The following is a 25478-nucleotide window of genomic DNA, read 5'->3' as shown; positions in this document are numbered from 1 at the left end:
CCTTCCTCCATATTATCTGAAAAATTCTGCAAAATATACGAGAAAGAGCAGGAATTTTGTAAAAATATTTGAGATCCTGTCCTTGATGGTCGGAGCGGGGGGCGCTATAATAAACTATCTTTTTCCCGGGGCACGCGGGGCACCGGAGTCGAAAGGGGCGGAGAATATCGTGAGTATGGAAGACATCCGGCTGGAGCAGGGGCTCCACGAGGAGTGCGGTGTATTCGGGATCTATGACCCGGAGGGCAGCTGCGCCCAGACCACCTATTACGGGCTGTACGCCCTCCAACACCGGGGGCAGGAGGCCTGCGGCATCGCGGCTATCAATGACCGGGAGCAGTCCTTTTATAAGGACGTGGGGCTGGTCAGCGAGGTCTTCGACCGGGAGACCCTTCAGCGCCTGAATGGGACCATGGCGGTGGGCCATGTGCGCTACGCCACCACCGGCGCTGGGGCGCGGGAGAACGCCCAGCCCCTGACCATCAAGTATGTGAAGGGAACGCTGGCGGTGGTCCACAACGGCAATCTGGTGGACGTGGACCGGCTGCGGGCCCGGTTCGAGTACCAGGGGGCCATCTTCCACACCACCAGCGACTCGGAGCTCATTGCCTACGCCATTGCCCAGGCCCGGCTCCACGGGCCCAGTGTGGAGGACGCGGTGTGCCGGGCTGTGGGGGAGCTGAGAGGGGCGTTCTCCCTGATCGTCATGTCCCCCCGTAAGCTCATCGCCTGCCGGGACCCCTGGGGCTTCCGCCCCCTGTGCATGGGCCGGAAGGGGAAGGCGGTGCTGTTCGCCTCTGAGTCCTGCGCCATCGAGAGCGTGGGGGGCACCCTGGAGCGGGAACTGGACCCAGGAGAGATCGTGGTGGTGGAGGAGGGGCAGGTGCGCTCCATCCGAGACAACTGCAGGGGCCAGTCCCACATGTGCATCTTCGAATATATCTACTTCGCCCGGCCCGACTCGGTGATCGCCGGGCAGTCAGTCCACGAGGCCCGGGTGAACGCCGGCCGTCTGCTGGCCCGCCGCCATCCAGTGGAGGCCGACCTGGTGGTGGGGGTGCCTGACTCCGGGCTGGACGCCGCCCGGGGCTATGCCCAGGAGAGCGGCATCCCCTACGGGGTGGGCTTTGTGAAAAACCGCTACGTGGGCCGCACTTTCATCACTCCAGACCAGACCAGCCGGGAGCAGGCGGTGCGCATCAAGCTGTCTGCCTTGCGCAGTGAGGTGGAGGGCAGGCGGGTGGTGATGATCGACGACTCCATCGTCCGGGGAACCACCTGCCGCCAGATCACCAACCTGCTGCGGGAGGCCGGGGCGAAGGAGGTCCACATCCGGGTGTCCGCGCCCCCCTTCATCGCCCCATGCTACTTTGGAACCGATATCCCGGACCGGGAACGGCTCATCGCCTGCCAGCATTCCCTAGAGGAGATCCGGGAGATCGCCGGGGCGGACAGCTTGGGCTATCTGCCTCTGGAGGACCTGCACCAGCTGGCCCCCAAGGCGGCCTGCGGCTTCTGTGACGGCTGCTTCACTGAGCGCTATCCGGTGGACCTGGAGTGAAAAACGAGCCCGCGCGCCTGCAGTGTTCTGCGGACGCGCGGGCCTGTTCTTTTTTGGTGGGTTCTTGCTGACAAGGAGTTCAGCCTGTCACTTATCCTGGGGCTGTGGATTTCTGGTGGGGAGCAGGGAGTTGATGAGGAAGGCCACCGTTACTCCCACCACAGTCTCCGACACCCGGGCGGCGGCGTAGTAGTAGCGCTGGATGCCGGACACGTCACCGGAAATGAGCATGACGCAGGGGAGGATGCAGGCCATGCCGCAGGCCGCGGGCCGGTTGAAGAGCATGCAAAGCCAGATCCCGCACACACAGGCGGCTCCCAGCATCAGGACGATGCCCACCCAGTGGGACAGCAGGGGCTCCAGGAGCAGCATAGCCACCCCCAGGATGGCACCGATGAACACCCCCACAAAGCGGGAGAGCCCAACCTGGAGGGTCTGCTCCAGGGAGCTCTGCATGCACACGATGCAGGCGATGCAGGAATAGGTGGGGCCCACATAGGCCAGCACCCCAGGGTAGCTCTCGTTATAGAGGAGGCCGAAAGGGACAAAGATCAGGTAGGAGAGCATCACTGCCACGGCGGTCTTAGTGGTGCGCATCCCAATATGTGGGAACTTGAACTGTTTCATGGGGCAGACCTCCTGCTGTGTCCTGTTGTGCCAGGCCCCGCAGCCGGGGCGCCCTGCTAGGATGCCCGGAAAGTCTGAGCAGTAACAGGGGAGAGGGTAGAGTTTGGGAAACAACTCGATTGTATCCTGAGGCGGGGGGAAAGTCAAGCCGTCCACGCCCTGTACCCTTTTCCCCTATGGACCGGTCTTCAGGACAGAAACCCTCCCCGCGTCCATTCAGATGAGGGGGATCTGCTCCAGGTCACACGGGTCAATAAGCAGAAGGCGAATTATCATTCGCTCTAGTGATCTCAATCACTTCTAATTGCAGATGATATGTGTTTTCCTCTCCATCCAGATCAACTGTTTTCAGCTCAAACCAAAGACCATCAACTAAATTATCAATATCATCAGGGATAAGAATGTCCCCGGTTATTTTTCCTATATCCTCGGAAATATTTATTGCGCCTCCTGTTTTATCTTCAACTCTATTGGACATTAAAATATTCTCTTCACCATCTGATGTAAAATAAATGGTAGCTGAGTATGAAGCAATATCCGTAAACTTATCTTTTCTTGTTTCCAAATTACCGCCATAACAGATCTCTTCTTCAGCGTCTAAAACGATGACCCCATTTGAAACAGAAATAAATTCATTTTCCCCGCTAAAAGAATAGACTGCTAGCGGCTGCCCTTGCCTGCTTTGAGAAGAAATACTGCACCCTGCGAGCAGCAAAGCGCAGAATACGATTGCCATCAAAACTGGTGTTACCTTTTTCATGACACCACCCACTTAAAATTGTGATTTATCCCTTTTTGCTTTCATTAACGGGATGAAAGGGGGAAGTCGTCCTCTGCCGCTCCAAAGGGAACGCTCCCTCCGGGCAGGAAAAAATTCCCCGTGCCCCTGGCACGGGGAATGGATCACTTGCGGACAGCGGCCTTCACCCGCTCCACGGCTTCCACTGTGGCGGCGGCGTCGCCAAAGGCGGTGAGGCGGACGTAGCCCTCACCGCTGGGGCCGAAGCCGGCGCCGGGGGTGGTGGCCACATTGGCCTGATCAAGCAGCAGATCAAAGAAGTCCCAGGACCCCATACCGCCGGGGGTCTTGAGCCAGATATAGGGAGCGTTGACCCCGCCGAACACCTGGAGCCCGGCAGAGGTGAGGCCCTCCCGGATGACCTGGGCGTTTTTGCGGTAGTAGTCGATGGAGGCGCGGGTCTGCTCCCTGCCCTCGGGGGTGTAGATGGCGGCGGCGCCCCGCTGGACCACATAGGGGACCCCGTTGAACTTGGTGCACTGGCGGCGGTTCCACAGGCTGTTCAGCTTGGCACCGTCCCGCTCCAGCTCCATGGGGACCACGGTGTAGGCGCAGCGGTTGCCGGTGAAGCCGGCAGTCTTGGAGAAGGAGCGGAACTCGATGGCACAGGTTCGGGCACCCTCGATCTCAAAGATGCTGTGGGGGACATCCTCCTCGCAGATGAAAGCCTCATAGGCGGAGTCGTAGAGGATGACGGAGCCGTTGGCGTTGGCGTAGTCCACCCACGCCTTCAGCTGCTCCCGGGTGGCTACCGCGCCGGTGGGGTTGTTGGGGAAGCAGAGGTAGATGATGTCCACCTTCTCACGAGGGGGAACAGGGGTAAAGCCGTTCTCCTCCACACAGGGCATGTAGACCAGCTTGTTCCATCGGCCCAGCTCCTCCTGGTAGTCACCGGCCCGGCCGGCCATGGCGTTGGTATCGACATAGACAGGGTACACCGGGTCGCACACCGCCACCACGTTGTCCAGACCGAAGATGTCGCCAATGTTGCCGCAGTCGCTCTTGGCGCCGTCGGAGACAAAGATCTCCTCCGGCTTGATGTCCACGCCCCGGGCGGCGTAGTCGTGCTGGGCAATGGCCTCCCGCAGGAAGTCGTAGCCCTGCTCCGGGCCATAGCCGTGGAAGCCCTCGAAGGTGCCCATCTCGGTGACGGCCTGGTGCATAGCCTCGATGACAGCAGGGGCCAGGGGGCGGGTCACGTCGCCGATGGACAGCCGGATGATCTTGGCGCCGGGGTGGGAGGCGGAGTAGGCGGTGATCCGGCGGTTGACCTCGGAGAAGAGGTAGCTGCCGGGCAGCTTCAGATAGTTTTGGTTGATGTGGGCCATGGGGAGACCCCTCCTTTGCAGAAAAACTTACAAACTATTATGGCGGAATTTTGCCCCGCTGTCAATCCTAACCTCCGGGCCACTCCCCCTCGAACACGGTGACGGCGGGGCCGGTCATGCGGATGTGCCCGCTGGCTGTGTCCAGAGACAGGACCAGGGAGCCTCCGGGGAGAAGGGCGGTGACCTCTGGGGGGCACAGTCCCAGGAAGTGGGCGGCAGCCAGGGCGGCGCAGGCGCCGGTGCCGCAGGCCAGAGTCTCGCCGCTGCCCCGCTCCCACACCCGCAGCCGCAGCTGATCCCCCTCCACGGCCACAAATTCCACGTTGGTCCGGTCGGGAAAGACGGGGTGGCGTTCCAGGGCGGGGCCCAGCACGTCCAGGGCGATCTCCTCCGGGTGGGGGCAGAAGAGGATGCAGTGGGGGTTGCCCATAGAGACGGGCATGACGGAGTAGGTGAGCTCCATCAGAGGGATGGAGATCTGGGGAAAGACGGAGGGCTCCCCCATGTCCACCTCCACCTGTCCGATGCCGGCGGGGCCGGGGAGGAGCCGGAGGGCACGCAGGCCGGAGTCGGTGTCCACCTGGAGGCTGGTGCGGCGGGTGAGCCCCTTATCGTACACATACTTGCCCAGGCAGCGGATGCCGTTGCCGCACATCTTTCCCCGGGAGCCATCGGCGTTGTACATCTCCATGGCAAAGTCCCCCCGCCGGCCGGGGCAGACGCAGATCAAGCCATCCGCCCCCACACCAAAGTGGCGGTCGGAGAGCCGGACCGCCAGACCGGCGGGGTCGGGGGGACGGTGGGAGAGGCAGTTGAGGTAGATGTAGTCGTTTCCCAGCCCCTCCATTTTGGTGAAGCGCATGCCATCACTCCTTTTCGGGGCGCGGCGGGCGCGCCCGGTCTGGAGGATGGATATGCGCCGGCAGGCGGGAATATGCCGCAGCTCAGCCTCCGCCCTGGGCGAGGGTCCGCCGGGCGGTCTGGACCAGTGTGAGGCCCTGGTCCATACTCCGCTTCTGGAGGGTCCGGTGGGCCTGTTCCTCGGTGAGCCCGTCCCGCTCCATGAGCAGGGCCTTGGCACGAGCGATGAGATCCTGCTCTAAGGGGGAGCGGCGGTGGCGGGTATAGCGCTCCATCCGGTGTCCGAACTGGAGCAGCAGGGAGACGGTGGAAAGGGCCTCCTCACGGCGGATGGGGGTCGGCAGCTTGAATATGTCCGGGTCAGAACACAGGGCCAGCTGGTGGGCGGGCCCCACCATCAGCAGGGAGCAGAAGGGGGGCAGATCCCCGCACAGCCACTCCGCCGGGCCGTCGGACAGACGGGTGCCGCAGACCACGCAGTAGATGGGCTGGGCGGCGGCGGCGCGGCGCACCTGGCTGCCCGAGTGGCAGATGAGGCAGGCGGCGGAGCCGGAGCCCTCCAGCAGATCCCGGAATTTGCGGCAGAGGGAGTCACTCTCAAAGGCGACGATGACCGTATCCAATGGGGGGCTTCACTCCTTTCAGCGGGGGGACGGGGCTCAGTAGGTGACCAGATACTTCTCCAGTTCCCAGTTGGACACCCGGATGCAGTACTCGTTCCACTCCTTCATCTTGCCGTGGATGTAGTGAGAGGCCACATGGCCGCCCAGCACGTCCATGATGACGGGGTCGGCCTCCATCTCCCGCAGGGCCTCCTCCAGGGAGGAGGGCAGGGCCTGGATGCCGCTGGCGGCCCGGGTGCTGTCGTCCATCTCATAGATGTTGCCGGTGATCTCAGGGGGAGGGGTGAGGCCCCGCTGGATGCCGTCCAGGCCGGCGGCCAGGCAGGCGGCCACCGCCAGATAGGGGTTGCAGGAGGGGTCAGGGCTGCGCAGCTCCACCCGGGTGGACTGGCCCCGGGCGGCGGGGATGCGGATGAGGGCGGAGCGGTTGGAGGCGGACCAGGCGCAGTAGCAGGGAGCCTCGTAGCCGGGGACCAACCGCTTGTAAGAGTTGACCAGGGGGTTGGTGAGGGCGGTGAAGCCCTTCACATGCTCCAAAAGGCCGGCAATAAAGGAGTAGGCCAGGGAGGAGAGCTGTTTTTCCCCCTTCTCGTCAAAAAAGATATTTTTTCCGTCCCGGAACAGGGACATGTTGATGTGCATGCCGGAGCCTGCCAGCCCGAACAGAGGCTTGGGCATGAAGGTGGCGTGGAGTCCGTTCTTTTGGGCAAGGCTCTTCACCGCCAGCTTGAAGGTCATGATCTTGTCCGCACAGTCCAGGGCTTCATCGTACTTGAAGTCGATCTCATGCTGGCCCCGGGCGCACTCATGGTGGCTGGCCTCGATCTCAAAGCCCATCTGCTCCAGATTCAGGCAGATCTCCCGGCGGGTGCTCTCACCGTGGTCCAGGGGGCCCAGATCGAAGTAGCCCGCCTCGTCCCGGGTGAGGGTGGTGGCGTGGCCCTGGTCGTCAGTCTCAAAGAGGAAGAACTCCAGCTCCGGCCCGATGTTGAAGGCATCAAAGCCCATGTCCCGGCTGCGCTGGAGCACCCGGCGGAGCACCCCGCGGGGGTCGCCCACAAAGGGGGTTCCGTCAGGGTTATACACGTCGCAGATCAGCCGGGCCACCTTGCCCTGGGCGGGCCGCCAGGGGAAGATGGCAAAGCTGTTCAGATCGGGGTAGAGGTACTGATCGGACTCATTGATACGGGTGTAGCCCTCGATGGAGGAGCCGTCAAAGGTGATCTGGTTGTTTACCGCCTTTTCAATTTGGGAGGCGGTGATGGCCACATTCTTCAGCTGTCCGAAGATGTCCACAAACTGCATCCGAATGAATTCGATGTCCTCCTCCTTCACGATGCGGATAATGTCTTCCTTAGTATAGCTCATGGTGTGTCTGCCCCTTTCTCACCGCCCCAGGGACGGAAAATGTTTGGATAAAACAGTATTGCACTGAAGGGGGGCGGCTGTCAAGACTTTTCCGAATGGGAGTGCTGGAGAGGACGAGTACCGAGCCCGCCGCGCAGGGCGCGGCGGGCCGGCAAATGGATGGGGCGGACTTCATTGGGGCACTTTGCGGGCAAAGGCGGCCCCGCGCGGCCACCCGGTCTCCGGGAACCTGCCGGCGCCATCTCACGGGAGAGGGATTTGTGCGTTTTCGCAACTCCTGCCCCAGAGGGCCCCAAAAAAATGGGCGTTATGGTGGAAATGAAAAAAACACTTGCAAAAACTTCCGGAAAGGAGTATGCTGTCAACCAGAAAGCAGTCCGGTCCGCCGGTCCGTTTGGGAACGAATGAAGACAAAGACGTCTTGATAGGATGTCTTTGTCTTTTTTGTTTTTGCGGCTGGGAGATCAGGAGCGGCTTGGAATTACGGAAATGGAAAGGGTTGACTGGAAATGAGTACTGCGATCACCGAGCTGTTTGGCACAAATGTGTTCAGCGTCTCCGTCATGCGGGAGCGCCTGCCCAAAAAGGTGTTTGCCGAAGTGACCAATGTGATGGAGAATGGCGGCAGCATCAGCATGAGCACCGCCGATGTGGTGGCCAACGCCATGAAGAATTGGGCGCTGGAGAAAGGGGCTACCCACTATACTCATTGGTTCCAGCCCCTTACCGGCATCACTGCGGAGAAGCACGACTCCTTCCTCACCGCCCCGGTGGAGGGCAAGACCCTGCTCCAGCTGTCGGGCAAGCAGCTGATCCAGGGGGAGCCGGACGCCTCCTCCTTCCCCTCCGGGGGCCTGCGGTCCACCCACTACGCCCGGGGCTACACCGCCTGGGACATGACATCCCCCGCCTTTGTGAAGGAGATGTCCTGCGGCACCATCCTGTGCATCCCCACCATCTTTGTCTCCTACACCGGCGAGGCACTGGACAAAAAGACTCCCCTGCTGCGCTCCATGGAGGCCATCAACACCCAGGCCCTGCGCATCCTGCGGCTGTTCGGAAACACCGAGGCCCACAAGGTGACCCCCTCCGTAGGGCCGGAGCAGGAGTATTTCCTGGTGGACCGGGAGAAGTACCTGAAGCGTCGGGACCTGATCTACACCGGGCGGACACTGTTCGGTGCCCCTGCCCCCAAAGGGCAGGAGCTGGATGACCAGTACTTCGGCGTCATACGGGAGCGGGTGGGCGCCTTTATGAAGGACCTGAACGTGGAGCTGTGGAAGCTGGGCATTCCGGCCACCACCCAGCACAACGAGGTGGCCCCCGCCCAGCATGAGATGGCCCCCATCTATTCTATGTGCAACTTAGCGGTGGATCAGAACCAGCTGGCCATGGAGACCATGAAGCGGGTGGCGACCCGCCACGGTCTGGTCTGTCTGCTCCATGAGAAGCCCTACGCCGGCGTCAACGGCTCGGGTAAGCACAACAACTGGTCCATCGGCACAGATACCGGGGAGAACCTGCTGGACCCCGGGGACACCCCCAATGAGAACATGCAGTTCCTGCTGGTGCTCTCCTGCATCATGAGAGCGGTGGACCGCCATGCCGACCTGCTGCGCCAGTCCGCCTCCTGCGTAGGCAATGAGCACCGTCTGGGTGCCCAGGAGGCCCCTCCCGCTATCATCTCCATCTTTTTGGGGGATCAGCTGGACGATGTGGTGAGCCAGATCGTCTCCAACGCGGACTCCATCAAGCTGCTCACCTCCAGCGGACTGGATACCGGTGTGTCCACGGTTCCCGTCATCAAGAAGGATGCCACCGACCGCAACCGCACCTCCCCCTTTGCCTTCACGGGCAACAAGTTCGAGTTCCGCATGGTGGGCTCCTCCGACTCCATCGCCGACGCCAACACCACCCTGAACGCCATCGTGGCGGAGTCCTTCTGTGAGGCGGCAGACGAGCTGGAAAAGGCGGCGGACTTTGACTCCGCCTGCACCAAGCTTATTCACGATATGATGACGGAGCATCAGCGCATCGTATTCAACGGCAACGGCTACTCCGACGAGTGGGTAGAGGAGGCGGAACGCCGGGGCCTGCCTAACCTGCGCTCCATGGTGGACGCGGTGCCCGCTCTGCTCACCCCCAAGGCGGAGGCTCTGTTCACCAAGTTCGGCATCTACACCAAGGCGGAGCTGGAGGCCCGGGCAGAGATCATGTATGAGACCTATGCCAAGGTGCTGAAGATCGAAGCCAAGACCATGACCCACATGGCAGGCAAGCACTATGTCCCCGCAGCCATCACCTATACCACCCGGCTGGCCGAATCCATCACCGCCGTCACCGCCGCCTGTCCCCAGGCCGACCTGACGGTGCAGCGGGAGCTGCTGGAGAAGGTGAGCCTGCGCCTCACCGCCGCCACCAAGGCCCTGAACAGCCTGACCGAGCTGGTGGAGCAGGTGGACGCCATGGAGGATGTGAAGGAGATGGCCCTGGCCTACCACGACCAGATCGTCCCCGCCATGGCCGCGTTGCGCAAGCCGGTGGATGAGATGGAACTGCTGGTGGATAAGTCCATCTGGCCGGTGCCCACCTACGGCGACCTGATGTTCGAGGTGTAAGGACCAGCAGAGATCCTGATGCATACAGAGCCCCGGCGTCTGACGGCGCTGGGGCTCTTTCCGTTCAAAGAAATCTGCCTTTTCAGAACGGCGGAAAAAGAAAAAGATTTTCAATGGCGGAGGGTATTTACTCCAGGCCACCGGTCTCGTATAATAAAGCGTCCCACCCGAGCTATGAAGCAGGAGCGAGACAGGAGGAGAAGCCATGACTGAGCGGGAAAAGATGCTGTCCGGCGCACTATATGCTTCAGAGGACCCGGAGCTGGCCGCGGCCCGCATCCGGGCCCGTACCCTGTGCGGCAGGCTGAACCAGACGCCGCCGGAGGAACGGGAGGCGCAAGAGGAGATCATCCGCAGGCTGTTCGCCTCGGTGGGGGAGAACAGCACCGTCAATCCTGTCTTCTGGTGTGACTATGGCAGCAACATCACCGCTGGGGACAATTTTTATGTCAACTACAATTGTGTCATCCTGGACTGCGCACCCGTCACCTTCGGGGACAACGTATTCATTGCCCCCAACTGCGGCTTCTATACCGCAGGCCACCCCCTGGACGCCCCTACCCGGAATGCCGGGCTGGAGTACGCCAGGCCCATCACCGTGGGCAGTGACGTGTGGTTCGGAGGAAACGTGGTGGTACTGCCCGGGGTGACCATCGGCTCCGGCTCGGTGATCGGCGCGGGCAGCGTGGTCACCAGGGACGTGCCGCCCGGGGTGCTGGCGGCGGGCAACCCCTGCCGGGTGATCCGCCGCCTGGTACCGGAGGAGGGGTGAGCATGCCGCAGCACGTGCGGGTGATCCCGCCGGACCCGGCCTGGGCGGAGGGCTATCGCCGGGAGCGGGCCCTGCTGATACCAGTCTTCGGGCCGCTGCTGGTGGAGCTGCACCACATCGGCAGCACGGCGGTGGAGGGACTGTGGGCCAAGCCCATCCTGGACCTCATGCCGGTGGTCACCAGCCTGGAGGCGGTGGACCGGCTGGACCCGGAGCTGGAGGCCCTGGGCTACCAGTGCATGGGGGAGTTCGGCATCCCGGGCAGGCGGTATTTCCGCAAGGGCGGGGACCATCGGACCCACCAGCTCCACGTCTTTCAGGCGGGCGACCGGAAGAATATCCTCCGGCATCTGGCGGTGCGGGACTATCTGCGGGCCTGCCCGGCGGAGCGGGAGGCCTATGGGGCGCTGAAGCGGTGGCTGGCCGGACAGTACCCGGAGGACATTGAGGGTTACTGCGACGGAAAGGACGCCTTTGTCCGGGCGCTGGAGCGGCGGGCCCTGGACTGGTACGACGAGAAACGGCCGTGATATGAGATATGAGGGCCCGCCGCCCCTGGCGGTGGCCTTGATATACCAGCTTCGCAGAGAGAAAGGAGGACCATGGGCTCTGGCCCATCAGAAGCGCCAGCGCCCTTCCCGGCAGAACGCCCGGGGAGGGACGACGAGGGGAAGGGAGTATCGAGGGGGAGCGCCGCCGGCACAGGGGGCGCTCCGGTTCGGCGGATGCCCTTCCGCGCCGCTCCGGGCGCGTGACATGGCTCGAAATATGCGGGCGACCGCAAAACAGAGGGGCAGTGACCGGGGAACGAGGTGCAAATGGCTGCGAGTTTGTCCTCCATTTCAATTTAGGAGGATCATCATTGCAATGTGTGGTATCGTAGGATATATTGGAACGGAAGAGGCGGCCCCCATCCTGCTGGAGGGGCTGCGCCGCCTGGAGTACCGGGGGTATGACTCCGCGGGGCTGGCGGTGCTGGACCCAGAGCAGGGGCTCCAGGTGGCCAAGGCCAAGGGGCGGCTCCAAGTGCTGGCCGACCTCACCGGTCAGGGGCAGAAGCTGACCGGACACATGGGGCTGGGGCATACCCGCTGGGCTACCCACGGGGCGCCCAACGACGTCAACTCCCACCCCCAGGTGAGCCAGTCCGGCCGGATCGCTGTGGTCCACAACGGGATCATCGAGAACTATGCCCGGCTGAAGGAGTTTTTGGAGTCCAAGGGGATAGCCTTCGTCTCGGAGACAGATACGGAGGTGGTGGCCCAGCTGCTGGACTACTACTATGAAGGCGACCTGCTGGACGCGGTGGGCAAGGTGCTCCACCGCATCGAGGGGGCTTATGCCCTGGGCATCGTTTGCGCCGACGAGCCAGACCGGCTGGTGGCAGTGCGGAAGGACTCGCCCCTGATCTTGGGATACGGGGCGAACTTCCACATGCTGGCCTCTGATGTCACCGCCGTCATCCAGCACACCCGGGAGGTGTGCTATCTGGAGGATGGGGAAGTGGCGGTGCTTACCGCCTATGGGGCCCAGGTGTACAACTCCCTGCTCCAGCCGGTGGAGAAGGAGATATCCCATGTAGATTGGGAGATCTCTGCCGCGGAAAAGGGGGGCTATGAGCACTTTATGTTCAAGGAGATCATGGAGCAGCCCAAGGCCCTGCGGGACACCATTTTCCCCCGCCTGCGGGACGGGGAAGTGGTGCTGGACGAGGTCTCCCTCACCCGGGAGGAGCTGGAGAGGCTGGACCGGCTGTACGTCATCGCCTGCGGCTCCTCCTACCATGTGGGGGTTGCGGCCAAATACACCCTGGAGCGGCTGCTGCGCATCCCGGTGGAGGTGACACTGGCCTCAGAGTTCCGCTACTGTGACCCCATCGTCACCCGGCGCACCCTGGCCGTCGTCATCAGCCAGTCCGGCGAGACTATCGACACCCTGGCCGCCATGCGGGAGGCCCGGAGGCTGGGAGCCCGGCTGCTGTCCATCGTCAATGTGGTGGGGTCCACCATTGCCCGGGAGTCGGACGACGTGATCTACACCTGGGCCGGGCCAGAGATTGCCGTGGCCACCACAAAGGCATACTCCACCCAGCTGGCGGTCATCTATCTGCTGGGCCTGCGTTTCGCCCATCTGCTGGGCACAGTGGGGGAGGAGGAGTACGCCGGCATGGTAGCCCAGCTGAGGCAGCTCCCCGCCAAGGTGGAGGAGATCCTGTCCGACACAGAAAAGATCCAGTACTACGCCTCTATCTACTTCAACCACGACTCCGTGTTCTACATCGGGCGGAACATCGACTATGCGGTGGGGCTGGAGGGGTCTTTGAAGCTGAAGGAGATCTCCTACATCCACTCGGAGGCCTACGCCGCCGGGGAGCTGAAGCACGGCACCATCTCCCTCATCGAGGACGGCACCCTGGTAGTGGCCCTGGCCAGCTGGGGGGACCTGTTTGACAAGCTGATGAGCAATGTGAAGGAGGTAAAGGCCCGGGGGGCGGACGTGGTTGGCATCACCACACGCAGCCATGGGGCGGAGCTGGCCAAGAGCGTGGACAGCGCCATCCAGATCCCGGACACCCACCCCATGTTCCTCCCCTCCCTGGAGGTGGTGCCCATGCAGCTGTTCGCCTACTATGTGGCCCTGATGCGGGGCTGTGACATCGACAAGCCCCGGAATCTGGCGAAAAGCGTCACGGTGGAGTGACGGCCCGGGGCTGCACAGAAAAACAGGAGCGCGCGTCTCCTTCTGACGCAGAGGGGGGCGCGCGCATTTTTGCGGAGGAAAAGAGAGAGATGGGACATCTGCTGTGTTTTTATCTGCTGGAGCTGGGGATGGCGGCAGCCTGGTGCCGGTGGGTCATCTGCCGCGAGGTAGACCTGCCCGCCCTGCTCCGCACCGCCCGGACCGTGTGGAGCGGGGAACGGCAGGTGCTGGGGGAGCTGCTGCTGGTCCGCCGCCGCTGGACAGAGGGGGAGGAGACAGAGCGCTTCCGCCAGGCCTGGCGCAGGATCGCCCTGCGCCTGCTCCCGCCTCTGCTATACCTCACCCTGGGTGGGGCGCTGGCCCCAGTGCTGGCCTGGAGCATGTTTCCGGAGGGGGCCGGCCAGCTGGCGATGGGCTGCTGTGTGCTGGCGGGGCTGGCAGGCGGCTGCTTCAAGGCGGGGACCCAGAGGACCGTAGAGGAGCTAAGCTGGATGCAGGGGGAGCTGGAGGGCCTGCGTTCCCGACCTGGGTTTCTGAAAGAGCACACGCGGCCAGTGGAGTGGGACCAGAAAAAGAGAGGGCTCCTTGTCTTGCTCCTGCTGGCTGCGGCAGCCATTTTTGGAACCGTCTGGGGGCTGAGCCACAGTCTGGCCGCCGCCGGTCCGGTGGGAGAGGCGGCGGCCCTGGTTCTGCTGGCCCTGCTGTGGCTGCTCTCAGAACAGCCCTGGCGGAAGAAAAAGGGGAGGAGCGCAGCAGCAGAGCCGGGTGTGACCATCCAAGGGAGCAGCCTGGAGCGGTATCAGGAGGCGCTGGAGGACTTCTGCCGGGCGATGAAGATCCCGGCCCTGCTGGTAACGGAGACCCAGGAGGGGACGGTCAACGCCAGCGCCCGCCTCTCCCCAGGCCAGGTGCCCGAGCTGCGGGTGACCGGGGGACTGCTGAAGCAGGCTGAGCTCCTCTTCCAGCGGACGGGAAACCTGGAGCAGATGGACCGGACAGTGCTTTCCATCCTGGGCCATGAGCTGAGCCACATCGCCCACCGGGATGCCCTCCAGCTGGAGCGGCGGGCACGGAAGGCGGCACTGGTCAGCGGAGGCCTCTTCCTGCTGCTGGCGGGAGCGGTCCTGCTTCTGCCGGCGGCTGCCCCACTGCCCGCTCTCCTGCTGGTCCTCTATCTGGGAGCAGACCTGCTCTTTGGGAAGATCCTGACGGACCGCCGGTTCTGGGGACAGATGTGTGAGCTGCGGGCGGACCGGACCGGCCTGCGCCTGAGCGGGGCGTCCGGGGAGGAGTGGATGCAGTTCTGGGAGATCGCGCGGCTGCTCCAGGCGGAGGAGAAGCGGCAGGCGCGGCTGAGAGGGGAAAATGTGCTGTACCAAGGTTACCGGCGCTATCTCAGAGTGGAGTTCCACCCCTCCCTCCGGCGGCGAAGAGCCATGATGGAGCGGGGGCGGCCCTGGGGGTGGCGGGACTATCTGGATCAGCTCTGGTATCTCCGGATGGCTCTGTGGCAGGGGAGGGGCTGGAATGAGTGAGAGACATGGGGAGGAGAGCCGCATATGAGTTTGGAGCGGGCCCGGCAGGCCGCCCTGGTCCAGGCTGCCCTGCGAGGAGACGAGCATGCCCGGGAGGAGTTGGGCGCGCTGGCAGAGGAATATTTGCGCCGCTGTTTCTTCCGGCACGCACGGCGGTGCTATGGGGACGGTGTGAGAGAGGAGTTAGAGGACATCGCATCCGACGCGGTGGAGAAATGCCTGGCAAGGCTGGACCGGTTTCAGGGGGGAAGAGCTCTGTTCACCACCTGGGTCTATGGGTTCGCGAAGAATGTCCTTCGGAACCACCACAGGAAGAGGGCACGCCGAGATCGGATCTGGGAGGAAGTGCGGAAGGATCAGAGTGCATGGTGGCATGAGCCGCCACCGGATGAGCCCCACTTCGGCGGCGACCCGCTGAGGTGGGTGATCCATCAGGAGAAACTGGAGGCCCTCCACTTGGCTATGGCGGATCTTCCAGTCAACGATGAGGTCATTTTGACGCTGAGGGTGGCAAAGGCACGGCCTGAGGCAGAGACAGCCAGACAGCTGAAGCTGGAGGATGAGGAGGCGGAAAAGCTCTATCGGTGCGCCCTGGAGCTGCTTCGGGAGCGGTTTTTCCGCTACTATTACGGAGCCCCCAGGCGGAAGAGAGCGGGGCAGCCGAAGTCGGCCTGAAAAAATTGTCCTTGACAAAAGGATGGGACCGCCTGTAATATATAGATATCCGATATATAGGAGGTCTATCTATGAGCATCGATAAAGGATGGATGGCCGGGAGCACAGCGATGCTGCTCCTTCGGCTGCTGGAGGAGAGAGACCGGTACGGCTATCAGATGATCGAGGAGCTCCGCCGCCGCTCAGACCATACGTTTGACTTGAAAGCAGGAACACTTTACCCTTTGCTTCACGGGCTGGAGGAGAAGGGGTGGATCACCTCCTATCAGGGGGAGGGGGGCGGAAGAACCCGAAAGTATTATCACTTAACAGAAAAGGGAAGGCGGGAGCTGAAGGAGAAGCGGGCGGAGTGGGACCGCTACACCCGGGCGGTGTCCCGGGTGCTGGAGGGGGGCGTCTGTTTTGGATGACTTTTTTGCGGATTACCTGGATCAGGCCATGGAGCAGGTGCGCTGGAGGCGCGCCCGGCCCGCTCTGGCCCAGGAGCTGCGCACCCACCTGCTGGACCAGCGGGACGCCTGCCTGGCCCAGGGGATGAGCCAGACGGAGGCGGAGGCGGAGAGCCTGCGGCAGATGGGGGACCCGGTGGAGGTGGGTACCCAGCTGGACCGGGTGCACCGGCCTGTGCCCCAGTGGGGCATGCTGGCCCTGGTTGGGCTGCTGCTGTGCTCCGGATTTTTCATCCAGGCCACCGTGATGCAGCAGCTAGGCAGAGTTCAGCCCTATATGCCTACCGTGATCGTAAGCATCCTCCTGGGGGTCGCCGCTATGGCGGCGGTGTACCTGGGGGACTATACCCTGCTGGGACGGCGTCCGGTCCTTCTCTATGGGCTGGGCATGACCGGCCTGGTCCTCCTGACGGTGACGAGTGAAGTCAAGGCCCAGGGCGTCANGATGTGTATAAGAGAAAGCGATGGGCTATCCCCTGGTGGGGCCGGTGCTCTACGCCTTGCTGGTCTATGGCCTGCGAGGGAGGGGCTGGGGGGGACTGCTCCGGGCCCGGGGGGGGCTGGTCCCGCCGGTGGTCCTGCCCTGCCTCATCCCGAATTTCACCAGCGGTGCCATCGCCGGCCTCAGCGGAGCAGCGGTGGTGCTCACCGCGGCGTGGAAGGGCTGGATGGGGGTGCCCCGGAAGAAGGGGGCAGCCGCCGTGGCCGTTGGGCTCCTGGTATTGAACGGGGCCGCGCTGTGGCATCTATCTCAAAGCCCTTATGCGTTGGAGCGGGTCCGATTCGCCCTCCACCCGGAGCTGGACCCCCTGGGGCTGGGATATTTCCCCATGATGGTCCGGGAGATGCTCTCCGGCGCCCAATGGCTGGGGAAAGGGGAGCTGGGGGAACTGAGCGGAGCGGCTGGCTATCTCCCTGGCGTTTCGGATTACTGGCTGGCCCGGGTGATCCACGAGCTGGGCTGGGCCGCTGGGCTGGCCCTTCTGGCCCTGATGACTGCCCTCTTCGCACTGGGGCTGCGGCGCTGTATGCGGCAGAGGGGGATGCTGGGACGCCTGCTGTCCACCGCGGCCCTGACGACTCTGGTCCTGGAGACAGTGTGCTTTGTGGTCTATGATCTGGGATTCCCCCTGGCCGCGCCGCTGGTGCTCCCCTTCCTGTCCACCGGCGGGCGGTATATGGTGGTCAATCTGCTGCTGCTGGGGCTGATGCTGTCCGCCTTTCGGGAAGAGAGGCTCCCGCAGGGGCAGAAGGGGCCCGCCGCACAGTCAAGCCGGGGCCGCCCTCTGATCTCCTGGAGGGACGGGGATCTGGTCATCGCCTTGGGCAGAAGGACGGGAAAATGACCGCAGGGGAAGTCTCCGACGCATCTTGAATAAAAGGCCCTCCAGCGGGGATTATCTGGAATTTTGTTTTTTCCCGGGACATGTGTCTGGGAAGGGACATCCCATACAAAAGATGCCTCAGACAGACAAAACCTCCGGCTCAGCCGGAGGTTTTGTCTTAAAAGTGGAGCTGTTTCGGATCTCCGCATCAGGACCAGCTGAACCAGATGCTGCCGTCCTGATCTGCCATCACGTCCATCGCGCCGTCCAGCAGCTCGGCCACGTCGGCCCGGGTCAGCGGGTCGGCCATGGCCTGGGCGCTGTCGTCCCCNCGTCGGCCCGGGTCAGCGGGTCGGCCATGGCCTGGGCGCTGTCGTCCCCGCCGTGGATAACGCCTGAGGCGGACAGGTTGGCCGCGGCCTGGCCGGCCCAGTGGCCGCCGCTATCAGAGGCAAAGACCTCCACGGGCACGTCCAGGATGCCCATGAGGTTATCCAGCATCACCGTGGCCTCCCCCCGGGTCACCGTCTCACCGGAGCCGAAGACGGGCTGGCCCTCCTGGTCCAAACTGCCTTGGATAGCCCCTGCCTTCAGGGCAGAGGAGACATAGCCCTTGGCCCAGGTGGGGATGGCCTCGTCGTCATAGAAGCCGGTGAGGGTCACGTCCTCCAGGGGTTCCAGGCCGGTGGCCGCCATGGCCATGGTCAGAAATTCCGCCCGGCTGACCGGCTGGTCTGGGTCAAAGAAATAGCTTCCGTTGACATAGGAGCCCACAAAGATGCCCTCTTCGGCCAGGCGGATGGAGGCCTTGTGGGCAGGGTTGCCCTCCATATCAGCGTAGGTCACCTTGGTGTCCGGCTTTTCGATCTGGATGGATACCTTGGCCTCGGGAGATACGTTGCCCGCCGGGTCCACCGCCACATAGGTGAAACTATCCTTGCCAGTCTTGTTCTCATAGGGGGTATAGACGAACTGGCTGGAGCCGTCCTCCGCCACAGTCACGGCCCCCCGGGCGGGGGTGGAGGTGAGCTGGAAGGTGAGGGAGTCCCCTTCGCCGTCCTCCGCGTCGAACCAGCCGGTGATAGCCACATTTTTATAGGTGGACAGGTCCATATTCCGGGCGATGGGGGCCTCGTTGGCCTCGGTGAGCAGATATAGGGTGACGGTCACCTCCTCACCGGTCTCTCCGGTGGTAAAGGAGGGAAGGAAGGTGAAGGCAGTCTCGTTGACAGAGGGGGTGGGCAGAGCTTGGAACTGGAGCCCGCTCAGGGCGGAGGCGTCCACCAGGGCGCCCTCGGTCAGGGGCTGTCCTCCTACGGTGAGCATCCCTGCGCCGATATCGGGCAGAGTTTTCAGCGTAATGGCGGCCAGCGCGGTCCCGCCGCTGCCGCCGGAGACAGGGAAGTCCTCGGCAGAAAAGGAAATGACCTGCCCCACCATGCCGTTTTTGGAGAAATCGGAAACGCTGGGGACATCAGTTTTCTTGTTCCAGAAGAAGGCGGAGGCGGGCAGGGACAGGGTACAGACCAGCGCCAACGCCAGCACCGGGGCGAGCATCCTGCGGAAAGCTGGGGAATGATTCAAAGGAATGACCTCCTTACTTTGTTGATGTGCCCTTATTTTCTGTGCTAACAGGAAAAATATGCGGGCCCACATGCCGGAAAAGCCCATGGAAGATATTGAGAACCAGCAAAAGGAAGTGCAAAAGGAGCTTTGAGGCAGATCCTCCACATCATCTTATTTAGATACAGAACGGGCAGAACGAAGTGCTGCCGTGATGAATGGGGGGGATGTTCTTCCATCAGAACAAATCGCCGGGATCGGGCGTGTATGGGACACGCCCCTGTGTGAGACGGCAAGACCTGGCGCGCCGCGCCGGGCTCAGCGATCAAAACCATCCGAAAGAGGGAAGATAATGACAGGTGCCTTGACGGGGGGCGGCAAAGGGGATACAATGAAAAAAACTATGGATGTCCACGGGATGCCGCCGGGGGCGCGGCACCGGCCTGGAAAGGAAGTTTCATCATGAAGACTGGATTGGTGCTGGAGGGCGGAGCTCTCCGGACGATTTTTTCCAGCGGGGTGTGCGACGCCCTGCTGGACGGTGGCGTGATGGTGGACTACGTGATCGGGGTGTCCGCCGGGATCGCCTATGGGGTGAGCTATATCTCCCGCCAGCCCCGCCGCAACCTGGAGATCGTGACCCGGTACGCCGGGGACCGGCGGTATATGGGGATGAACAACCTGGCGGACCGGCACAACAGGAGCTACTTCGGCCTGGAGTTCGTCTATGACACCATCCCCAACGAGCTTGTCCCCTTTGATTACCAGACCTTTGCCGCCTATCCCGGTCAGGTGGAGGCGGTGGTGACCAACCTGAACACGGGGGAGGCGGAGTATATGCCAGTCCCGCGGGAGGATGACAAATTCCTGCTGCTCCAGGCCACCTGCGCCCTGCCTCTGATGTTCCCCATCTACCATCTGAATGGACAGCCCTATCTGGATGGCGGCGTGGCCGACTCTATCCCCTATGAACGGGCCTTCCAGCAGGGGTGCGACCGGGTGGTGGTGGTGCTGAGCAAGACCCGGAGCTATGTGCGCCGGCCGGAGAAGCTCCAGCCGGTGATCGAGCGGACCTACCGGGAATATCCCAACTTCTGCCGGGCTATGGCGCGGCGGGCAGAGCAGTACAACACCTGCCGGGAGCGCTTGTTCCAGCTGGAGCGGGAGGGCAGGGTACTGGTGCTGGCCCCGGTGTCCACCCACAAGGTATCCCGCATCGAGCGGGATACCAAAAAGCTGAGGATGCTGTGGGGAGATGGGTATCAGCAGGCGGTGGACCGAATGGACGAGATCCGGGCTTTCCTCACGCCGGACAGGGCGTGACCTCGTCCTCCTCCGCAGCTGGACAGCTGGGCTGGAGGGCCAGCAGAGCCAGGGCGTCCCCCAGCACAGTGAAGAAGGCGGCCATGCGGCCCCGCTCGTCCACGTCGGCCTCCCAGGCCAGGAGGACGGCCAGCAGGACGGCCGCCGCCAGAAGGATGTAGGAATTTCGGGAAAACATATGGGACAAAAAAGACCACCCCCCGCAGTCCATTCTATGTGGACGGCGGCGGGGCGGTCTCTTTTTAGTCAGAAAGTGGGGCGGTACAGTAGACCGTCACGCCCCCGGCAGTAAGATAGAGGGCGGCCTCCCGGCTGCCATCGGTGTGCCCTGTGATACCATACACCGCCCAGCCTGCCTCGGCGCCGGGGAAGGACAGGGGGTAGGCGGTAGTGCCGTCGGAGAGGGCCTCGCCGGGGGCGAGGGTGCCGCTCCATCGCTCTCCGGTCTCCGGCCGGGTGAGGACCACGCTGTCTGCCTCCACCTGGACGGACAGGGAGAGACGGGGAACGTCCTTTCCCCCTTCCCAGCCTGGGGCGGCGGAGAGCAGCGCGCCTCCCTTCTGGTCAGTGACGGTGAGGGCCTGCCAGTCCAGACCGCGGGGGATCCCATTCCCCAGCCCACAGCCGGGCAGGGGGAACAGGAGCAGCGTCAGCAGGAGAGGGAACAGGCGCTTCATTTCAGCCTCCTCTCCAGGCAGTGGAGCCGGAAAACCAGTACGCCGCAGGCGGCGCACAGGAGGGCCAGCAGTGCCGGCCGGAACCAGGCGGGGAACAGGGGAGCCGAGGAAGTGATGATAACGGTGGGGCCCTCCGCGCTGCCGATGACCCCCATCTGGGGCTCGATCACCCAATGAAAGTAGAGCTGGGAGACGCCGTAAACCAGGTACGGCAGCAGAAAGAGGAAGCAGAAGACCGCCGCGGCGGTGCAGACCCACCGGAACAGCCGGAGATAGCGCAGGACGGTGGTCTGCTGGTACTGGTCCATAGCGCGGGCCGCCACCTGTCCCGCCTCCTCTACGGACAGAGTGGGGGAAGAGGTCCGCTCCCCCTGGAGCAGCTCCACCAGAGAGACCTCCAGGGTCTGGGCCAGGGGCTCCAGCAGCTTCAGGTCGGGAAATCCCCGTCCTGTCTCCCATTTTGAGACGGCCTTGTCCGTCACGTGGAGCCGCTGGGCCAGCTCCTTCTGGGTCAGCCCCCGCTCCTTTCTCAGCTGGGCCACAAAGGACCCAAAGCGTATGTTGTCCATACAGCCCCTCCTTTTCTATTTTATTATGACATGGGGCGGAAAAAAGTCAACCTACGAAAAGTAGACAGGGCCAATGAGGGAAAATCAGGAGTAAAATTCCGGACTTCGGCGCAAGCTACTTCTGAAAAAGGAGGAATGCATTATGGAGGAGAACCAGCAGGGGGAGCAGCAGGAGATAGAGCAGGCCATCCAGCCCATCGTGGAGATGGGGTCCTCCACCATTCGGACCGGCCGCGGTACGGTCCATGTCCTCACCATCGTGGGGCAGATCGAGGGACATCAGCTGCTGCCTCCTACCAGCAAGAGCACGAAGTATGAGCATGTGATGCCGCTGCTGGCCATGGTGGAGGAGAGCGAGGAGGTGGACGGACTTCTGGTCCTGCTGAACACGGTGGGCGGGGATATCGAGGCAGGGCTGGGCATCGCGGAGCTGATCGCCAGCATGTCCAAGCCCACGGTGTCCCTGGTGCTGGGCGGAGGGCACTCCATCGGCGTGCCGCTGGCTGTGTCGGCCAAGCGCTCCTTTATCGCCCCATCCGCCGCCATGACTATCCATCCGGTGCGGCTGAATGGGCTGGTGATCGGCGTGCCCCAGACCTTTTATTATTTTGAGCGCATCCAGGAGCGTATCCTGCAATTTGTGACTGCCAACAGTTCCATAAAAAGGGAGACCTTTACAAAGCTGATGCTCCAGACCGGAGAGCTGGCCGCCGACGTGGGTAGCGTGATCTACGGTGAAGAGGCGGTGGAGCTGGGGCTGATTGACCGGATCGGCGGCTTGTCAGATGCCCTATCCTGTCTGCACGAGATGATTGAGGAACGGAAGAGCGGGGCCGCCCCTTCCCCGTAGGGGACCCATCAAAGCTGGTGCGGCCCGGAGGATACTTTCGGTTCTTGCATAAGGGAGGGGGGCCCCTCCCGCCTCCAGCTTATAGGGGGAGTTGTCACGGCGGATGCAGTGACGGATGAGAGGACACCAGGGCAGTCAAAAAAGCTGTGAGGAATTTTCCTCACAGCTTTTTTTATAAATCGGTACTCTGAAGCTTTTCTGAAGAGAACAGTGAACTAAAGGGGAGGAGCGATAGACTGCGGGAAAGGCAAGGAGCCTATCTGGTCCCAAAATGTTCGCCAGCGTAGCGGAGGAGCTCCTCCCGGAAGCTTGGGTGGGCGATGGAGGCCATAGCCTGGGCCCGCTCCAGCAGGGACAGGCCGGTGAGGTTGACGACCCCGTACTCCGTCGCCACATACTGGATCATGGTACGGGGGGCGGAGACCACGCTGCCCGCCGGGATGCAGGGGACGATGTTGGACTTCAGTGTGCCGTCCTTCTTTTGGTGTGTGGAATTGAGGCAGATGAAGCCCTTTCCGCCCTTAGACCGGAAGGCACCCTCCAGGAAATCCAGCTGCCCGCCGATGCCGGAGAGCTGCCGGGCGCCGGCGCTCTCTGCGTTTTCCTGGCCCATAAGGTCCAGTTCCACACCGCCGTTGATGCTGATCACATTGCTCATCTGCCCGATGCGTTCCGGGGAGTGGACATAGTCCACATCGCTGGGGCGGAACAGTCCGGGCTCCCGGTCCAGCCAGTCATAGAGCTCCTGGGAGCCCATGGCCAGGTTCCAGGTTGCATATCCCCGGTCCACCTCCTTGCGGCTGTTGGTCAGCTTTCCCTTCTGGAACAGGCGCAGAAAAGCGTCGCTGATGGTTCCTGTGTGACAGCCCAGATCCTTGATGTCGGAGTCGGCCAGCATGCTTGCTACCGCAAAGGGGACGCTTCCCACCCCCAGGGAGAGGACCGCTCCGTCCGGAATCTCCTGGGCCACCAGCTGGGCGATCCTGAGATCAGTGGGGCTGGGGTCCCGGTAGGTGCGCAGGGGCAGGGGTTCATGCTCACCCTCCACGATATAATCCGCCTCCGAGAGATGGACGCGGTGGCTGCCGTCCACCCCTTGCAGCCGGGGCAGGCGCTCGTTGATCTCAAAGACCACCGTGCGGGCGGACTGGAAGATGGTACGCCAGGCGTAGTTGGAGATGCCCAGGCCGCAGTAGCCCTGGTCATCCGGCAGAGAGACGGGGACAAATGCCGTGTCGCAGCGGATGTGCCGGTCCCGGTAGAGGCAGGGCAGGGAGCGCAGGATCATGGGCAGGAACTGGACCAGGCCACGGGCCTGCAGCTTCCGCTCGTAATCCCCCAGGTGCCAGCTGTAATAGTGGAAGGAGATCTGCTCCGGGTCGCACTCCACCACCTCGATCCTGGGGCGGATGACCAGTCCGCCGCGGATCTTCACGTCTGTCAGCCGGCCTTTCCGGGCGGCCAGCGCCCTGTCCATCAACTCCGGATATCCGCCGCCGAAGCCGTAGTCTACCCAGTCACCGGAGCGGACCGCCCTCTCCGCGGCCACCTCCGGTGTCACAAATTTGCTCCTGTCAAGCTCCATATTGACCTTGTCCTCCGTTTCTGTCTCTGTGTGGTGCGGCCCGATAGAGATCCGCCGGTGATTTGCTATGTCCCATATAGTACACAGAAATGCGGACTCTGTAAATAGAAATGAGCATAAGAAATATCTCCGGAAACAGAAAGCGCTCTGGAGAGAGGAGGCCCGCTCAGGAACACAAAATGGGATCGGGAGAAATTTTTAAAAAGGGGTTGACAAATTTGCACCAATGTATTATTGTACTAATTGCTTAATACAATAATACGAACAGAAAGGAGCACAGACATGCAATGGCAGCTGGAAGGCGACCGGCCCATCTATCAGCAGCTGGTGGACCAGATCATGATGCAGATCGTCAGCGGGCAGCGGAAGGCGGGGGACAAGGTCCCTGCCGTGCGGGAGCTGGCGGCGGAAGCCGGGGTAAATCCCAACACCATGCAGCGGGCGCTGGCCGATCTGGAGCGCCAGGGCCTTCTGTACACCAATCGGACCAGCGGACGGTATGTGACGGAGGATGAGGAAATGATCACAAAGATCAGGGAACGGATCGCGGAGGAGCGGATCTGTGCCTTTTTGGAGAGCATGTCCCAGCTGGGCTTCACCCAGGAGCAGGTCCTGGGGCTGATCCAGCGGGAGAGAGAGGAGAAGAACGCATGAGACAAGACAACGATTTGGTGGTCTGTCAGGGACTGACCAAGCGGTTCGGCCGCCAGACGGCCTTGGACCGTCTGGACCTGAATTTGCCCAGGGGCAAATTCATCGGCCTTCTGGGCCCCAACGGAAGCGGAAAGACCACCATGATCAAGCTGATCAACGGGCTGCTGACTCCCACCGAGGGGACCGTTCTGGTGGACGGACAGGCGCCGGGGACCTACACTCACAGCATCATCAGCTATCTGCCGGACCGCCCCTACCTCAGCGACTGGATGCGGGTGTCCGACCTGCTGGCCTTTTTTTCCGACTTTTACAAGGATTTTGACCAAGTGAAGGCGGACGAGATGCTCAAGGACCTGAAGATCGGCCCGGGGCAGAGACTGAAGGTGCTCTCCAAGGGCACCAAGGAGAAGGTGCAGTTGATCCTGACTATGAGCCGGAAAGCCCAGCTCTATGTGCTGGATGAGCCCATCGCCGGGGTGGACCCGGCGGCTCGGGACTACATCCTGGGCACTATATTGTCCAATTACAGCGAGGAGGCCAGTGTCCTGCTCTCCACCCACCTGATCGCCGACATCGAGCGGGTGCTGGACGAGGTGGTCTTTATCCGGGAGGGCGTCATGGTCCTGCACAAGGACGTGGACGCCATTCGGGAGGAGACGGGCAAGTCGGTGGATACTCTGTTCCGGGAGGTGTTCGCATGCTGAGCAAACTGATTCGATACGAGTGGAAGGCGGTCGCGCGGGTGTGTATCCCCATGTATGGCGGCCTGATCCTGGCGGCGATGCTGACCCACTTCCTGCTGGGGAACCTGGAGCGGTTCAGCTCCACGCTCTATGATATCATCACTATGGCGATGAGCACCCTGTGCTTCGGCCTCTTTATGGCTGCCTTCGTGCTGACCCTGATCATCCAGATCCAGCGCTTTTCCAAAAATCTGCTGGGGGACGAGGGATACCTGATGTTCACCCTGCCCGCCAGTGTGTCCCAGCATATCACTGCCAAGCTGGTTGTGGCGG

At 62.6% G+C, this 25478-nt stretch carries 24 protein-coding genes and 2 pseudogenes; 15 read left to right on the top strand and 11 right to left on the bottom strand.

Going from position 1 to position 25478, the window contains the following annotated elements; translation table 11 throughout:
• Positions 1–175: 175 nt before the first annotated feature.
• Positions 176–1561, top strand: a complete 1386-nt coding sequence (gene purF / locus BN1969_RS14555) for an amidophosphoribosyltransferase (protein WP_050624968.1) — start codon at positions 176–178, stop codon at positions 1559–1561.
• A gap of 87 nt (positions 1562–1648) precedes the next feature.
• On the opposite strand, the gene BN1969_RS14550 is transcribed toward purF, so the two are convergent.
• From BN1969_RS14550 to glnA, 6 genes are all read right to left on the bottom strand, one after another.
• Positions 1649–2188, bottom strand: coding sequence for an FUSC family protein (locus tag BN1969_RS14550; protein ID WP_050624967.1), 540 nt, complete (start codon positions 2186–2188; stop codon positions 1649–1651).
• Positions 2189–2438: 250 nt separating this feature from the next.
• On the bottom strand, positions 2439–2948 hold the full coding sequence (locus BN1969_RS14545; protein ID WP_050624966.1) for a hypothetical protein: 510 nt from the start codon (positions 2946–2948) through the stop codon (positions 2439–2441).
• A gap of 143 nt (positions 2949–3091) precedes the next feature.
• Positions 3092–4315, bottom strand: a complete 1224-nt coding sequence (locus BN1969_RS14540; RefSeq protein WP_050624965.1) for an LL-diaminopimelate aminotransferase — start codon at positions 4313–4315, stop codon at positions 3092–3094.
• Positions 4316–4382: 67 nt separating this feature from the next.
• On the bottom strand, positions 4383–5177 hold the full coding sequence (gene dapF / locus BN1969_RS14535; protein WP_050624964.1) for a diaminopimelate epimerase: 795 nt from the start codon (positions 5175–5177) through the stop codon (positions 4383–4385).
• Positions 5178–5259: 82 nt separating this feature from the next.
• On the bottom strand, positions 5260–5799 hold the full coding sequence (locus tag BN1969_RS14530) for an ANTAR domain-containing response regulator (RefSeq protein WP_050624963.1): 540 nt from the start codon (positions 5797–5799) through the stop codon (positions 5260–5262).
• A 36-nt stretch (positions 5800–5835) separates the two neighbouring features.
• Positions 5836–7167, bottom strand: coding sequence for a type I glutamate--ammonia ligase (gene glnA / locus BN1969_RS14525; RefSeq protein ID WP_050624962.1), 1332 nt, complete (start codon positions 7165–7167; stop codon positions 5836–5838).
• Positions 7168–7676: 509 nt separating this feature from the next.
• Here glnA and BN1969_RS14520 point away from each other — a divergent pair.
• The 9 genes and pseudogenes from BN1969_RS14520 (at position 7677) to BN1969_RS14480 (ending at position 17262) form a co-directional block, all read left to right on the top strand.
• On the top strand, positions 7677–9785 hold the full coding sequence (locus tag BN1969_RS14520; protein WP_050624961.1) for a glutamine synthetase III family protein: 2109 nt from the start codon (positions 7677–7679) through the stop codon (positions 9783–9785).
• A gap of 205 nt (positions 9786–9990) precedes the next feature.
• The gene (locus BN1969_RS14515) at positions 9991–10557 is read left to right on the top strand and encodes a sugar O-acetyltransferase (protein ID WP_050624960.1); all 567 of its coding nucleotides are present in this window, start codon (positions 9991–9993) and stop codon (positions 10555–10557) included.
• Between the two features lie 2 nt (positions 10558–10559).
• Positions 10560–11087: a GrpB family protein gene (locus BN1969_RS14510; RefSeq protein WP_050624959.1), complete on the top strand. Its 528-nt coding sequence runs from the start codon at positions 10560–10562 to the stop codon at positions 11085–11087.
• A gap of 337 nt (positions 11088–11424) precedes the next feature.
• Positions 11425–13257 carry a glutamine--fructose-6-phosphate transaminase (isomerizing) gene (glmS, locus tag BN1969_RS14505; RefSeq protein ID WP_050624958.1) on the top strand — a complete coding sequence of 611 codons (1833 nt, stop codon included), beginning with the start codon at positions 11425–11427 and terminating at the stop codon, positions 13255–13257.
• A gap of 89 nt (positions 13258–13346) precedes the next feature.
• Positions 13347–14792, top strand: a complete 1446-nt coding sequence (locus BN1969_RS14500) for a M48 family metalloprotease (protein ID WP_050624957.1) — start codon at positions 13347–13349, stop codon at positions 14790–14792.
• A gap of 24 nt (positions 14793–14816) precedes the next feature.
• Positions 14817–15467, top strand: a complete 651-nt coding sequence (locus BN1969_RS14495; RefSeq protein ID WP_050624956.1) for an RNA polymerase sigma factor — start codon at positions 14817–14819, stop codon at positions 15465–15467.
• 71 nt (positions 15468–15538) lie between these two features.
• The gene (locus BN1969_RS14490; RefSeq protein ID WP_050624955.1) at positions 15539–15877 is read left to right on the top strand and encodes a PadR family transcriptional regulator; all 339 of its coding nucleotides are present in this window, start codon (positions 15539–15541) and stop codon (positions 15875–15877) included.
• 28 nt (positions 15878–15905) lie between these two features.
• Positions 15906–16013: pseudogene (locus tag BN1969_RS19115) on the top strand (hypothetical protein); the annotation flags it as partial.
• A gap of 367 nt (positions 16014–16380) precedes the next feature.
• Positions 16381–17262, top strand: a complete 882-nt coding sequence (locus tag BN1969_RS14480; protein ID WP_050624953.1) for an FtsW/RodA/SpoVE family cell cycle protein — start codon at positions 16381–16383, stop codon at positions 17260–17262.
• A 273-nt stretch (positions 17263–17535) separates the two neighbouring features.
• Here BN1969_RS14480 and BN1969_RS19195 read toward each other — a convergent pair whose 3' ends face one another.
• The gene (locus BN1969_RS19195) at positions 17536–18354 is read right to left on the bottom strand and encodes a cadherin-like domain-containing protein (RefSeq protein ID WP_423243662.1); all 819 of its coding nucleotides are present in this window, start codon (positions 18352–18354) and stop codon (positions 17536–17538) included.
• A 912-nt stretch (positions 18355–19266) separates the two neighbouring features.
• Between BN1969_RS19195 and BN1969_RS14470 the strand changes: the two genes are divergently transcribed.
• Positions 19267–20127, top strand: a complete 861-nt coding sequence (locus BN1969_RS14470) for a patatin-like phospholipase family protein (RefSeq protein WP_050624952.1) — start codon at positions 19267–19269, stop codon at positions 20125–20127.
• Here the strand turns inward: BN1969_RS14470 and BN1969_RS14465 are convergent.
• From BN1969_RS14465 to BN1969_RS14455, 3 genes are read right to left on the bottom strand one after another with little or no spacing between them, the layout of a single operon-like run.
• Complete coding sequence (locus tag BN1969_RS14465; protein WP_050624951.1) at positions 20108–20314, bottom strand: hypothetical protein; 207 nt, start codon at positions 20312–20314, stop codon at positions 20108–20110. The genes BN1969_RS14470 and BN1969_RS14465 overlap by 20 nt on opposite strands.
• A 55-nt stretch (positions 20315–20369) precedes the next feature.
• On the bottom strand, positions 20370–20804 hold the full coding sequence (locus BN1969_RS14460; RefSeq protein WP_050624950.1) for a hypothetical protein: 435 nt from the start codon (positions 20802–20804) through the stop codon (positions 20370–20372).
• Positions 20801–21373: a type II toxin-antitoxin system RelB family anti-toxin gene (locus BN1969_RS14455; RefSeq protein WP_050624949.1), complete on the bottom strand. Its 573-nt coding sequence runs from the start codon at positions 21371–21373 to the stop codon at positions 20801–20803. The genes BN1969_RS14460 and BN1969_RS14455 overlap by 4 nt, the downstream gene beginning before the upstream one ends.
• Before the next feature lie 142 nt (positions 21374–21515).
• Between BN1969_RS14455 and BN1969_RS14450 the strand changes: the two genes are divergently transcribed.
• Positions 21516–22223, top strand: a complete 708-nt coding sequence (locus BN1969_RS14450) for a ClpP family protease (protein WP_050624948.1) — start codon at positions 21516–21518, stop codon at positions 22221–22223.
• A gap of 256 nt (positions 22224–22479) precedes the next feature.
• On the opposite strand, the gene BN1969_RS14445 is transcribed toward BN1969_RS14450, so the two are convergent.
• The gene (locus tag BN1969_RS14445; protein ID WP_050624947.1) at positions 22480–23808 is read right to left on the bottom strand and encodes an acetyl-CoA hydrolase/transferase family protein; all 1329 of its coding nucleotides are present in this window, start codon (positions 23806–23808) and stop codon (positions 22480–22482) included.
• A 282-nt stretch (positions 23809–24090) separates the two neighbouring features.
• Between BN1969_RS14445 and BN1969_RS14440 the strand changes: the two genes are divergently transcribed.
• The 3 genes and pseudogenes from BN1969_RS14440 to BN1969_RS18330 form a co-directional block, all read left to right on the top strand.
• Positions 24091–24462 (top strand): GntR family transcriptional regulator, encoded by a 372-nt coding sequence (locus BN1969_RS14440; RefSeq protein ID WP_050624946.1) that lies wholly within the window; start codon positions 24091–24093, stop codon positions 24460–24462.
• Positions 24459–25166 carry an ABC transporter ATP-binding protein gene (locus BN1969_RS14435; protein ID WP_050624945.1) on the top strand — a complete coding sequence of 236 codons (708 nt, stop codon included), beginning with the start codon at positions 24459–24461 and terminating at the stop codon, positions 25164–25166. Before BN1969_RS14440 ends, BN1969_RS14435 begins: the two co-directional genes overlap by 4 nt.
• Positions 25160–25478 (top strand): annotated as a pseudogene (locus BN1969_RS18330) (hypothetical protein); the annotation flags it as partial. The gene BN1969_RS14435 and the pseudogene BN1969_RS18330, both read left to right, overlap by 7 nt.

The sequence above is a fragment of the Clostridium phoceensis genome (assembly GCF_001244495.1).
Classification (GTDB): domain Bacteria; phylum Bacillota; class Clostridia; order Oscillospirales; family Oscillospiraceae; genus Lawsonibacter; species Lawsonibacter asaccharolyticus.
Note: the sequence above shows the minus strand (reverse complement) of the source record. Positions and strands in the feature narration are given on the sequence as shown.

Bases quoted from the DNA above. Each gene is read 5' to 3' on its own strand.
- BN1969_RS14445 (WP_050624947.1), bottom strand. From the start codon at position 23,808: ATGGAGCTTGACAGGAGCAAATTTGTGACACCGGAGGTGGCCGCGGAG.
- BN1969_RS14435 (WP_050624945.1), top strand. From the start codon at position 24,459: ATGAGACAAGACAACGATTTGGTGGTCTGTCAGGGACTGACCAAGCGG.
- BN1969_RS14495 (WP_050624956.1), top strand. From the start codon at position 14,817: ATGAGTTTGGAGCGGGCCCGGCAGGCCGCCCTGGTCCAGGCTGCCCTG.
- BN1969_RS14550 (WP_050624967.1), bottom strand. From the start codon at position 2,188: ATGAAACAGTTCAAGTTCCCACATATTGGGATGCGCACCACTAAGACC.
- BN1969_RS14515 (WP_050624960.1), top strand. From the start codon at position 9,991: ATGACTGAGCGGGAAAAGATGCTGTCCGGCGCACTATATGCTTCAGAG.
- BN1969_RS14545 (WP_050624966.1), bottom strand. From the start codon at position 2,948: ATGAAAAAGGTAACACCAGTTTTGATGGCAATCGTATTCTGCGCTTTG.
- purF (WP_050624968.1), top strand. From the start codon at position 176: ATGGAAGACATCCGGCTGGAGCAGGGGCTCCACGAGGAGTGCGGTGTA.
- BN1969_RS14480 (WP_050624953.1), top strand. From the start codon at position 16,381: ATGGGCTATCCCCTGGTGGGGCCGGTGCTCTACGCCTTGCTGGTCTAT.
- BN1969_RS14460 (WP_050624950.1), bottom strand. From the start codon at position 20,804: ATGAAGCGCCTGTTCCCTCTCCTGCTGACGCTGCTCCTGTTCCCCCTG.
- glnA (WP_050624962.1), bottom strand. From the start codon at position 7,167: ATGAGCTATACTAAGGAAGACATTATCCGCATCGTGAAGGAGGAGGAC.
- BN1969_RS14510 (WP_050624959.1), top strand. From the start codon at position 10,560: ATGCCGCAGCACGTGCGGGTGATCCCGCCGGACCCGGCCTGGGCGGAG.
- BN1969_RS14520 (WP_050624961.1), top strand. From the start codon at position 7,677: ATGAGTACTGCGATCACCGAGCTGTTTGGCACAAATGTGTTCAGCGTC.
- BN1969_RS14540 (WP_050624965.1), bottom strand. From the start codon at position 4,315: ATGGCCCACATCAACCAAAACTATCTGAAGCTGCCCGGCAGCTACCTC.
- glmS (WP_050624958.1), top strand. From the start codon at position 11,425: ATGTGTGGTATCGTAGGATATATTGGAACGGAAGAGGCGGCCCCCATC.
- BN1969_RS14470 (WP_050624952.1), top strand. From the start codon at position 19,267: ATGAAGACTGGATTGGTGCTGGAGGGCGGAGCTCTCCGGACGATTTTT.
- BN1969_RS14500 (WP_050624957.1), top strand. From the start codon at position 13,347: ATGGGACATCTGCTGTGTTTTTATCTGCTGGAGCTGGGGATGGCGGCA.
- BN1969_RS14490 (WP_050624955.1), top strand. From the start codon at position 15,539: ATGAGCATCGATAAAGGATGGATGGCCGGGAGCACAGCGATGCTGCTC.
- BN1969_RS14440 (WP_050624946.1), top strand. From the start codon at position 24,091: ATGCAATGGCAGCTGGAAGGCGACCGGCCCATCTATCAGCAGCTGGTG.
- BN1969_RS14450 (WP_050624948.1), top strand. From the start codon at position 21,516: ATGGAGGAGAACCAGCAGGGGGAGCAGCAGGAGATAGAGCAGGCCATC.
- BN1969_RS14455 (WP_050624949.1), bottom strand. From the start codon at position 21,373: ATGGACAACATACGCTTTGGGTCCTTTGTGGCCCAGCTGAGAAAGGAG.
- dapF (WP_050624964.1), bottom strand. From the start codon at position 5,177: ATGCGCTTCACCAAAATGGAGGGGCTGGGAAACGACTACATCTACCTC.